Genomic DNA, 10838 nt, shown 5'->3' on the forward strand with positions numbered 1-10838 from the left:
TTAAATTTCATCCATCTCGAACCAGGTCCGGATCCGGTCATAGCGATACACGGGCCCGTCCTTGCAGATGAACGACGGGCCGAATTGGCAGCGGCCGCAAAATCCGATGGCGCATTTCATGTTCCGCTCCAGCGAGAGATAGATCCGCTCCGCCGGCAGCCCTTGGGCCAGGAGGTCCCGCGCGGCGCTTTGCATCATCCGCTCGGGACCGCACATCATGACAAGGCTCTTGCCGGCGTCGATCCGGACCTGACGGAAGAGATTCGTGACGATGCCGACCTTGTATTTCCATTCCCGGTCCGGATGGTCCGCCGTGAGGTAGACCTCCGTATCCGGAAGCTTCCGCCAGGCCCGAAACCGGGCGCGGTAGAGCAGGTCCTTCGGCGTCTTGACCCCGTGGAAGATCTTGAGGCCGCCGTAGCGGTCGCGCCGATGGGCGACGTAGTTGATCACCGAGACGACGGGGGCGCATCCCAGTCCGCCCGTCACGATCACCACATCCATGTCCCGCGCCTCTTCCAGGGGCCACCAGCTACCGTAGGGACCCCGAATGCCCACCGTATCCCCCTCCTTCAACCCGACGAGGGCGTCCGTCACCTTTCCGACATCGCGGATCGTGTGATCCAGAACCCCGGGCTGGTCCGGGTCCGACACGATCGAGATCGGAACCTCGCCCACCCCGAAGACATAGAGCATGTTGAACTGACCGGGGCGAAACCGGTAGGCCCGCCGGATCGCCTCATCCCGAATTTTGAGCCGCACGGTATGGACCCGAAGGGCCTCCCGCCGTTTCCCGATCACCTCGGCCGGATAGGGAATCCACGGATTCGAATTCACTTTTCCGTCTCCCGGATGGCGCGGACCTCCTCGGTGATGTCGATTCCGACGGGGCACCACGTGATGCAGCGCCCGCAGCCCACGCAGCCTGAGGTGCCGAATTGATCGATCCACGTGGCCAGCTTGTGCGTCATCCATTGGCGGTATCGGGACTTCACGGATGAGCGGACCGTCCCGCCGTGAACGTAGGAGAAGTCCATCGTAAAACAGGAATCCCACTTCCGCCATCGTTCGGCGTGTTCGCCCGTCAGGTCCGTGACATCCTCCACCGTGGAACAAAAACAGGTCGGGCAGGCCAGGGTGCAGTTGGCGCAGGTCAGGCAGCGCGTCGCGACGTCGTTCCATCTTGGGTGCTCATAATTCCGATAGAGCAGCTCCTTGATGCCGGCCGTATCCATCGTCCGACCCATTTGAGACGCCGTTCGCTCCACGATGCGCTCCGCCGCCGCGCTCTCCTGTCCGGTCGCCTCCGTGCACGGGATCTCGCGAAGAACTTCGGCGCCGCGCTCGGTGCCGGCCTCCGCCACGAAAAAGTGGCGACCGGCCCGGTCGGGGGGCCGCGCGGGCTCCAACACCTCGGTCAGGACCAGATCGAACCCGCCCGTGGCCTTGGGCCCCGTGTTCATCGAGACGCAGAAACAGGTCCCGCCGGCCTGTCCGCAGTTCACCGCGACGATAAAAAGATCCTGTCGCTGGATCTGGTAAGCGGAATCCGGGGCGGCCCCGCCGATGAAGACCTTGTCCTGAATTGCGATTGCGTGCAGCTCGCACGAGCGGACCCCGATGAACGCCCACTTGGGCGGTTTCTCATCCTCCGGAGTGATCCGAAACCCGTCCCCCTCGCGACGGGCCTGCCAGAGACGGGCGACCGGCGGAAACAAAAATTTCTTCCAGGACTGCGGACCGACGGCGTATCCGAAAAGGGCCCCGTCGCTGCGTTTCTTCAGCCGATATCGGCCCCCCTCCTGCTCATCGGTCAACCCGACCGGAAGATCGGCCGTCGAGGCCACGGCGTCATAGACGATCGCGCCGTCGCGAAGGGTGGGCCCGACCAGGTTGAAGCCCCGGCGCTTCAAGGCGTCAAAAAGGAGATCCAGAACATTTCGATCCAGGGTCGGCATGGCTCAGTGGACCCGGGGATTGTCCGTCCCCGGAGCCGGCGAGCCCCCCCCCGGCATTTGCATTTTCGGATTCATCAACTTTTCTCCCGGCGATCCCGTCGAGTGGTCCATGCCGTGCCCCGGTTTTCTCATTTCCATCTCTTCGAGTTGTTGGCGCTGATCCGGCGTCAGAAGCGCCTTGATCTTCTCCCCGAGCGCCAGATGGCTGATCTCCAGCTCAGCCATCGCGTCATATTTTTCCTTCGTTTTGGCCTTCACCTTTTCCATATTGACCGGATCGGCCATCAGGAGCTCTTCGATTTCCACCCCGGCCATCCGGACCTTTCCAAAAATGGGGATCGCCTCCTTTTGATGCTGAAGCCGGAGGGTCTGGATCTTCTTCCGCTGGTCCGGGGCCAGGTCCAGATGGTTGATCGCCATCATCATCTGCCGGAAGTCCCTCATTCCGCCGTCCATACCCATCCCTTCATGATCCCCCATTCCCTCGTGCATGCCTCTTTCCTCATGCATGCCCATTTCATCGCCGTGCTTTTCCTCCCCCGACATCCCGTGCATCTGGGCCGGGACGACCGACGGGACCAGGGTCAATGCCAATCCGAACACGAACAACAACAATTTCCGATTCATTTTTTTTCTCCTTTGGGATATACCTTTTATGCGAGCCTACCGGCCGGGTCCCTTTCTCAACCGGAGAAGAAACCAGGCCAGCAGGACGACAAACAACGACACCACCAGGGCGCTGAGCGAAAAACCGAGGACCTTCCTCGTGCCCTCCAGATATAAAAGGCCGATCATTCCGAAGAAGACGGCCGTCAGGACGATTCCCAGAATTCTCAGATCGTTCTGCCGGTCGAATTCCCGCTCGATCTCCTTCAGGTCGGCCGCATCGAATTTAATTCCGATCTCCCCCCTTTCCAGCTTGGTGAGAACATTCTGAACCCGCTCGGGAAGATCCTGCAGGAACCCGACATAGTCCAGGACGTCCGCTTCGAGCGTCTCAAGCGTTTTTGCGGGACTGAACTGTTTCCACATCGCCTTTCTCACAAACGGCTCCAATTCCCGGTTAAAATCAAATTCCGGGTAGAGGGTCAACCCCATGGATTCGGTCGTCACCAGGGCCTTGCCGAACAACGCCAGGTCTCCCGGAAACCGGATGCCGTTCCGCGCCCCCCGGTTGATCACACGGAAAAAGGCCCAGGCCACGCTCGGCCGGCGCTCAGAGAAGAAAAATTCGCTCAGGATTCCGGCCACGTCTTTTTCGAAACTTCCGACCTCGCTCTTCTCATCGATCAAGGCCATATGGAGGATATGCTTGGTGAATCCGTCGACGTCTTTGTTCACGAACGAGACGAGACAACTCAGGAGTTCCTTGCGGGTCCTTTGATCGAGGTATCCGACCATCCCGAAATCGTGAAGGCAGAGCCGGCCGTCCGGCATGGCGAAAAAATTTCCGGGATGCGGGTCGGCATGGAAAAATCCCGATATAAAAAATTGATGAAAGAGGGCGTCCACGCCGATCGAGGCCAATTGCCTGCGGTCCAGTCCGAGGGCCTTGATTTTGTCCAGGTCATTGGCCTTCACGCCGTGCGAGAACTCCATGGTAAGGACCCGGTGCGTCGTAAAATCCCAGAAGATCTTCGGAATGTAAATCTGCGGGTTTTCCTTGAAGATAAAGGAAAACCGTTCCGCATTGTGGCCCTCGAGTCCGAAATCGAGTTCCCGGTATGTCCAGTCGGCAAACTCCCGGACCACCCTCACCGGCTGATAGACCCGCAGCTCGGGGATAAAACGCTCCGCCAGGCCGGCCAGGTAGTAAAAGATGTGGACATCCTGTTCGATCACCTTCCGGATGCCCGGCCTCTGGATCTTGACGGCCACCTCGGTCCCGTCCCACAGCACCGCCCGGTGGACTTGAGCCAGCGAGGCCGCCGCCACGGGCTTCTCCTCGAATGCTTTGAAAACCTCGTCGGGGAAGCGGCCCGCCTCCTCCTTAAAAATGAGCCGGGCTTCCTCGCCGGGAAAGGTCGCCGCGTCGCTTTGAAATTTGGAAAGCTTCTCGGCCAACGCTTCCCCGACCACGTCCGCCCTCAGGCTTAAGACCTGCCCCAGCTTGATAAACGTCGGGCCCAGGCGTTCCAGAACGGACCGGAGAACCTCCGGAGACAAAACCGCCCGTCCCGTTTCCGTCCGGATCAGGCGCTCTCCCGGCGGCCGCCGCCTAAGGAAACCCGAGAGCCGGGACCAAAAGGGGATGAGATACTTCAGCCGGAGCTGTTCGATCAGCAGCCCCCCGCCCGATTCGCTCACCACCGTCAGGATCTTCCGCAGGCGGTTCAGGTCCGAAAGTCCCACTCTGAACGACCGGGCGTCACGAATCATTTGATTCGGACTCCAACATTTTACGCACACCGTCGGCCAATATGGCGGTCAGGTCGATGCCGTTGGTGACATGCGGAACGGTGTCGCAGGTCACCACCCGCGCGGCCCCAGCCTTCCGGAGATCCTCGTACGCCGGGCCGGCAAATATCGCGTGGATCCCGATGCAGACCGGGGGCGGCAGTCCCGCCTTCCGGAGCTGTCCGATCGTCTCGATCAGGGTCCGGCCCGTGGCGATGATATCGTCCACCAGCACCGGCGTGTGCTTTCGCCAACGTTGGACTTCGGAAACCGACACCTCCACCTCGCGGTCGCCGCGGCGAATCTTATCCAACACGAGGTAAGGCGCCCCGGCGCCTTTCGCCGCCTCGGACAGCCATTGGGCGCTTTCCGTATCGGGTCCGATCAACACCGGTGCTTGAATGTTCGCACGAATCCAATCCGAAATCAACGGGGCGGCATGAACGACGCCGGTCGGAATCGAATAGATCTCGTTCAGCGACCCGCGGCGGTGAAGATGCGGGTCGACCGTCACCAGCCAATCGACGAATCCGGAGAGCAGCCGGGCAAAGTAAACCGAGCTGATCCCCTCCCCCGCTTGAAAGCGGCGGTCCTGCCGCATGTAGGCCAGATACGGAGCGATCAGACCGACCCGGGCCGCGCCCAGGTCCTTTGCGGCCGCCGCCATAAAAATCAAGGGCCAAATTTTTTCATCGGGCCGGTCGAGGGTGCCGAATAAGGCCACGGCGCGTCTTTCGACCGGCGTGTCGATTCGCAGATAGGTTTCCCCGTCGGGAAAGCGGCGTACCGTCATTTTCCCCAATTCCGCATCGAGCCGGCCCGCGAGGGATCCCGCCCGATCGATATGGCCTGGCAACGGCAGGATCAGCGGTTTCATCCGGACTCTTCAATACTCACAATATCGGATTGGCCTTCCACATAGGCCAGGGCATAGTCGAGCTCGCCTTGCGCCTCGGCATGCACCGTGAACAGCGGCTGGCCTTTATCAACCCGTGTGCCGATCGGCGTGTGCAACTCAAGTCCCGAGGCCAAGTCCTTCGGAGCGCCGGACAACTTCGCGATCCGCGCCAGGCGGCGGTTGTCGATACTGGCCACGCGGCCGGCACGATCCGCAGCGACGACATGGGTGTGCGGGGCGCGGGGCGGCTCACGCATCCCCCCCTGGGCCTCGCAGATGGCCTGGAACTTCCGCCAGGCGCGCCCGTCATTGAGAATCGCCTCGGCCTCCGGGCGACCCCGGCCCTCCGGAACACGGGAGGAGAGCTCCAACACTCGGCCCGCAAGGAGCAAGGACCGCTCGCGCAAATCCTGCGGCGCGTTGCCATCGCACCGCAACACGGAGAGCACATCCCGTGCCTCCAACGCCGGGCCGAGGCCCCGGCCGACGGGCTGAGAACCGTCGGTGATCGCCACCCGCACCTCCAGGCCGACCGCCAGGCCCACGTCCTCCAGGCGCTTGGCCAGCGCCCGGGCCGCGTCGAGACTACGGACCTTGGCGGTCGGGCCCACCGGAAGATCGATCACGACGTGGCTCGACCCGGCCGCGACTTTCTTGGACAGGATCGAGGCCACGAGCTGTCCTTCGCTGTCCAGGTCCAGCGGCCGCTCCACCCGGATCAACACATCGTCCGCCGGGCTCAAACGGACGGCGCCGCCCCAGACGATGCAGCCCCCCTCCCGCTCCACCACACGACGCATGGGGGCGATATCGAGCGCGACCGGCGCCAGGATCTCCATCGTGTCGGCCGTCCCGGCGGGGGAGGTGATCGCCCGGGAGGAAGTCTTCGGAATGATCAAGCCGAACGACGCCACGATCGGGACCACGACAAGCGTGGTGCGGTTTCCGGGGAGGCCGCCGATCGAATGTTTGTCCATGATCGGCGTTTGGCTCCACTCGATGCGCTGACCCACCCGGATCATCGCGCGCGTGAGCGACGCCGTCTCCTCCAGGTCGAGACGATCCCTGGCCGCGCAGGCCGTGATGAACGAGGCGAGATGCACATCGGAATATCGTCCCGCCGCGATGTCCCGCACGATCGCGTTCATCGCGTCGTCGCCGAGTCGCTTCCCATACACCTTCGCGCGCACATGGCCGAGGGATTCCAGGGGGGCCGCGTGCGAGAGGAGGATCCGATCCCCCTCCTTCGCGCCCAGAAGTCTCCAGGCCGCCTCGGACAGGCCGGCCTCCTCCGGCGCCAGGAGATCGGTCGTCACAATGTTGAGCGTGGCGATGATCGAACGCCCGCCGTGCTCGATTCGGATGCGCGACTGGGCTTCAAACCCTTCGGAGCGGCAGACATGACAATCGCTGCGCATATAGATAATCGATTCCTGATAGGTATCGATCCCCAAGCGGCGGAGCCGCAGTGAATGAAAGGTCCCCGCCCCCCCGGCGTGGGTCATGACACCCCCCTGACCGTTGAAAAATTCATTTAAGCTCGGCCCGTTCAAGATAGTCCGGAACACGGCAACGCCAACCCCGCTGCTCCTCGATCCGGTGACGGAGCGCGTCGGCCGCGGGCGGTTCGCCGTGCGTAATAAAGGTTTTGGCCGGCGGCTCATCGAAATGACCCAGCCAATCCATGATCTCGGCATAGTCCGCGTGGGCGGACAGACCTTCCAACGCCACCACCTCGGCCCGCACGGGGATATATTCGCCGTGAATCTTGACCGACGGAGCCCCGTGGGTCATCGCCTCCCCCCGCGTTCCGCCGGCCTGATACCCGACAAACAGAATCGTGTTGCGCGGGTCCGGCGCGAAGGCCTTGATATGGTGCAGCACGCGGCCCCCGGTCGCCATGCCGCTGGCCGAGATCACGATCATCGGCGGGGGGAATCCGTTCAGCCGCTTGGATTCCTCCACGCTGTTGACGAAATGAGCGGCGCCGCACATCGCCCGGCATTGGGAAGGGGTCAATTGATGCCCAACGGCGTCGCGGAGGTAGAGGTCCGTCGCCTCGATCGCCATGGGACTGTTGAGGTAGACCGGGATGTCCGGGATCGCCCCCTCGGATTTGAGAAGGTGGATGTAATAGAGCACCGACTGCGTGCGGCCGACCGCGAACGATGGAATCAATAGCACGCCCCCGCGCTCGACCGTGCGATGGATCACCGCGGCCAGCGCCGCCTTCGGATCGGTCGGGTCGTGAAGGCGATTCCCGTAGGTCGACTCGATCACCAGATAATCCGTTTTACGGACCGCGGCCGGAGGTTTCATAATCAAATCGTGCGGACGACCCAAATCGCCGGAAAACAGGATGGAGGTGATGTTGTTCCTCAGGAGAACAAAGGCCGATCCCAATATATGTCCGGCGGGCAAGAGTCTCACGGTCAGTCCCCCGCCGAGGTCGAGGTCCCGTTCATAATCGAGGATCGAGAACTGACGAAGCGATTGCAAGGCGTCTTGCCGCGTGTAAAGGGGAAGGGCCGGGGAGTGCTTCGAATATCGATGTTTGTTGGCATGCTCGGCGTCCTCCTCCTGGAGGAAGCCGCTGTCCGGCAACAGAATCGCGCACAGATCGCGCGTGGCCGGCGTGCCGAGGATCCGGCCCGAAAAACCCTCCTTGACCAAAAGGGGGAGATACCCGCTGTGATCCAGATGGGCATGGGTCAGGACGACCGCGTCAATCTCGGCCGGGCTGATAGGCAGGGATTCCCAGTTTCGAAGCCGCAACTGTTTGAAGCCCTGAAACAGACCGCAATCCACCAGCACCTTCCTGGAACCCGAGACGATCAAATATTTGGAACCGGTCACGGTTCCGGTGGCGCCTAAAAATGTAATCTCCATGGAGTCGTCTTACCCTTTGAAGAACCCCGGCCTTCCAGCCGGGGATCTTCGATCCGGATGGAGAAAGCCCTCGTTTAATTCGCTCGCTGCCCCCCCTAACAGACGGGGATTACGCTTGCTACGCGGATTCAAGGGCCTGATGTCCGCCGCGAAATCTTGGCCCGAGACGGCGCCCGTCAGCAAATCCTCGGCAGCGCTTCGCCCGACAGCATATCAACGACCCGTCGGCCCCCGATCCGACTTTTCATGACGACCGTGCCGGGGTGATCGGCCACCACTTCTCCGATCACGGCGGCCTCTTTTCCGAGCGGATGCCGCCGCATCGCCGCCAGCACGCGTTCGGTCGAATCGGAATCGACAAAGGCGACGAGCTTCCCCTCGTTCGCGACGTAGAGGGGATCGAGCCCCAGAATCTCGCAGGCGCCTTTCACGTCTTCGCCGACCGAGATCCGGTCTTCCAAAATCGAGAGGCCGACCCGGGCCGCCTCGGCGATCTCGTTCAACGCGCTGGCCAGGCCCCCGCGGGTGGGGTCGCGAAGCCCATGGATTTCCTGGCTCGCCTTCAGCATCGTCATGACAAGATCATGGAGCGCGGCCGTGTCGCTTTCGATCCGCGTCTCGAACTCCAGACCATCGCGGACGGACATGACCGCGAGGCCGTGCAGCGCGATCGCCCCGCTGAGGATGATCCGGTCGCCGGGCTTCACACGCTTCGGACGGATGTCGATGCCGGATTCGATCGTCCCTACCCCCGAGGTGTTGATGAAGATTTTGTCGCCTTTGCCCCGGTCCACGACTTTGGTATCCCCTGTCACCAGCAGGACACCGGCCTTCCGGGAGGCCGTCTGCATCGAAAGAACGACCCGCCACAAATCCTCCATCGGGAACCCTTCCTCGATGATGAAGGCGGCCGAGAGGTAGAGCGGCCGGGCTCCGCACATCGCGAGATCATTCACCGTGCCGTTGACCGCCAGGGCGCCGATGTCGCCCCCGGGAAAGACGATCGGTTTCACAACATAGGAATCCGTGGTGAACGCCATCCGAACATCCCCGAGCGGAACGACGGCGCCGTCGTGCAGGGATTCCAGAAATTCGTTCCGGAACGACGGGAGAAACATTTTCTGGATCATCTGCTGGGTGAGCCTTCCCCCGCCGCCGTGGGCCAACAGCACGTTCTTGTACTCGGTGACGGGGATCGGACACGATAAATCGATCGTCGGATCAAGGCCCGTTTTTTCGTCCATCGTCGCTCCTTCTCTTCAATCTCAAATGGAAATATTCCGTTTTAGGATTTCAAATCCACCCGGCCGAAATGATAGTACGCCGCGCAGGCCCCTTCCGAAGAGACCATCGGGGCGCCGAGCGGAGATTCGGGCGTGCACGGCGCGCCGAAGGCGGGACAGTCCTGCGGCTTCTTCAGGCCCTGGAGCACGAGGCCCGCGATGCAGAGGGGGGATTCCCGGGCCTGGATCTCGTTCAGATCGAAACGCGCCTCGGCGTCATAATCCGAATAGGCCCGGTTCAATCGGAACCCGCTCATCGGGATCTCGCCGATGCCGCGCCACCGGCGGTCGGTCGGCTCGAACACCTCCGTCAAGATGTCTTGGGCCAGGACATTTCCCTCGCGACGAACGGACCGCGCGTACTGATTTTCGACCTCGGCGCGACCAGCTTCAAGCTGCCGGACAGTCATGGCGATGCCCTGCAGAATGTCCACCGGCTCGAATCCGGTCACGACGATCGGAACGCGATGCCGTTCCGCGATCGGAAGATATTCCCCGTACCCCATCACCGTGCAGACATGCCCGGCCGCGAGAAATCCCTGCACCCGGTGGTTCGGCGAAGAGAGAAGCGCCTCCATGGCGGGCGGGACCCGCACATGGGAGCATAGAATCGAAAAATTCTTCAGACCCAGCCGCCCGGCCTGCCAGACCGCCATCGCATTGGCCGGGGCCGTCGTCTCGAAGCCCACCGCGAAAAAGACGACCTCCCGGTCGGGGTTCTGTCTGGCGATCTTCAGCGCGTCGAGCGGCGAGTAGACCATGCGCACGTCCCCGCCCTCCGCCTTCACCGTGAGCAGATCCCGGCTCGAACCGGGGACGCGGAGCATGTCGCCGAACGAGGTGAAAATGACCTCCGGGCGGGAGGCGACGGCGACGGCCTTGTCGATCATCTCCAGCGGCGTCACGCAGACGGGACAGCCGGGACCGTGCACCAGGCTGATAGGATCCGGCAGCAGGGATTCGATTCCGTATTTGACGATCGCATGGGTCTGTCCGCCGCAGATCTCCATGATCGTCCAGGGGCGGGTCGTGATGGCGTGAAGCTGTTCGGAATATTTCCGGGCCAGGGCCCCGTCCCGGAATTCATCGACGAAGCGCATCCGGACCTCCCTCGCCCGCTCGCGGAATTCCCCGAGCCTCCCCCGGCTCCGGAATTTTGAGCTCTTCCAGGGCGCCCTCGGCCTCCCGGAACAGTTCGAGCGTCTTCATGGCTTCTTCCTGGTTCATCTTGCTGATCGCAAAACCGACATGGACGATCACATAATCGCCGATCGTGGCGTCCGGAATCCATTCCAGACAGACCCGCTTCTCTATCCCTCCGAAGCGAACCCGTCCCATGCGGGGCCGGATCCCATCCTCGATCTCCAACACTTGCCCGGGAATCGCCAAACACATACAGCCTCACCCCGCCCG

Annotated in this window: 10 protein-coding genes; all 10 read right to left on the minus strand. The window is 62.3% G+C overall.

Going from position 1 to position 10838, the window contains the following annotated elements:
- On the minus strand, positions 1 to 837 hold the full coding sequence (locus tag VMN77_02575; GenBank protein HTN42661.1) for an FAD/NAD(P)-binding protein: 837 nt from the start codon (positions 835 to 837) through the stop codon (positions 1 to 3).
- Entirely contained in the window at positions 834 to 1958 is a 1125-nt protein-coding gene (locus VMN77_02580) for a 4Fe-4S dicluster domain-containing protein (protein HTN42662.1), read from the minus strand. Before VMN77_02580 ends, VMN77_02575 begins: the two co-directional genes overlap by 4 nt.
- A gap of 3 nt (positions 1959 to 1961) precedes the next feature.
- Entirely contained in the window at positions 1962 to 2585 is a 624-nt protein-coding gene (locus VMN77_02585) for a Spy/CpxP family protein refolding chaperone (GenBank protein HTN42663.1), read from the minus strand.
- A 36-nt stretch (positions 2586 to 2621) separates the two neighbouring features.
- Positions 2622 to 4337, minus strand: coding sequence for an AarF/ABC1/UbiB kinase family protein (locus VMN77_02590; GenBank protein HTN42664.1), 1716 nt, complete (start codon positions 4335 to 4337; stop codon positions 2622 to 2624).
- Positions 4327 to 5232 (minus strand): ribose-phosphate pyrophosphokinase, encoded by a 906-nt coding sequence (locus VMN77_02595; GenBank protein HTN42665.1) that lies wholly within the window; start codon positions 5230 to 5232, stop codon positions 4327 to 4329. Before VMN77_02595 ends, VMN77_02590 begins: the two co-directional genes overlap by 11 nt.
- Positions 5229 to 6758 carry a thymidine phosphorylase family protein gene (locus VMN77_02600; protein ID HTN42666.1) on the minus strand — a complete coding sequence of 510 codons (1530 nt, stop codon included), beginning with the start codon at positions 6756 to 6758 and terminating at the stop codon, positions 5229 to 5231. Before VMN77_02600 ends, VMN77_02595 begins: the two co-directional genes overlap by 4 nt.
- 25 nt (positions 6759 to 6783) lie before the next feature.
- The gene (locus VMN77_02605) at positions 6784 to 8142 is read right to left on the minus strand and encodes an MBL fold metallo-hydrolase (GenBank protein ID HTN42667.1); all 1359 of its coding nucleotides are present in this window, start codon (positions 8140 to 8142) and stop codon (positions 6784 to 6786) included.
- Positions 8143 to 8318: 176 nt separating this feature from the next.
- Positions 8319 to 9386 (minus strand): hydrogenase expression/formation protein HypE, encoded by a 1068-nt coding sequence (hypE, locus tag VMN77_02610; protein HTN42668.1) that lies wholly within the window; start codon positions 9384 to 9386, stop codon positions 8319 to 8321.
- Positions 9387 to 9427: 41 nt separating this feature from the next.
- Complete coding sequence (gene hypD / locus VMN77_02615) at positions 9428 to 10525, minus strand: hydrogenase formation protein HypD (protein ID HTN42669.1); 1098 nt, start codon at positions 10523 to 10525, stop codon at positions 9428 to 9430.
- Positions 10509 to 10820, minus strand: a complete 312-nt coding sequence (locus VMN77_02620) for a HypC/HybG/HupF family hydrogenase formation chaperone (GenBank protein ID HTN42670.1) — start codon at positions 10818 to 10820, stop codon at positions 10509 to 10511. Before VMN77_02620 ends, hypD begins: the two co-directional genes overlap by 17 nt.
- Positions 10821 to 10838: the final 18 nt, after the last annotated feature.

The organism is Nitrospiria bacterium, from assembly GCA_035498035.1.
GTDB lineage: Bacteria > Nitrospirota > Nitrospiria > JACQBZ01 > JACQBZ01 > JACQBZ01.

What these genes read in the sequence shown, in the direction of transcription:
- VMN77_02580 (HTN42662.1), bottom strand. Translation starts at nt 1,958, where the DNA reads ATGCCGACCCTGGATCGAAATGTTCTGGATCTCCTTTTTGACGCCTTG.
- VMN77_02585 (HTN42663.1), bottom strand. Translation starts at nt 2,585, where the DNA reads ATGAATCGGAAATTGTTGTTGTTCGTGTTCGGATTGGCATTGACCCTG.
- VMN77_02590 (HTN42664.1), bottom strand. Translation starts at nt 4,337, where the DNA reads ATGATTCGTGACGCCCGGTCGTTCAGAGTGGGACTTTCGGACCTGAAC.
- VMN77_02595 (HTN42665.1), bottom strand. Translation starts at nt 5,232, where the DNA reads ATGAAACCGCTGATCCTGCCGTTGCCAGGCCATATCGATCGGGCGGGA.
- VMN77_02600 (HTN42666.1), bottom strand. Translation starts at nt 6,758, where the DNA reads ATGACCCACGCCGGGGGGGCGGGGACCTTTCATTCACTGCGGCTCCGC.
- VMN77_02605 (HTN42667.1), bottom strand. Translation starts at nt 8,142, where the DNA reads ATGGAGATTACATTTTTAGGCGCCACCGGAACCGTGACCGGTTCCAAA.
- hypE (HTN42668.1), bottom strand. Translation starts at nt 9,386, where the DNA reads ATGGACGAAAAAACGGGCCTTGATCCGACGATCGATTTATCGTGTCCG.
- hypD (HTN42669.1), bottom strand. Translation starts at nt 10,525, where the DNA reads ATGCGCTTCGTCGATGAATTCCGGGACGGGGCCCTGGCCCGGAAATAT.
- VMN77_02620 (HTN42670.1), bottom strand. Translation starts at nt 10,820, where the DNA reads ATGTGTTTGGCGATTCCCGGGCAAGTGTTGGAGATCGAGGATGGGATC.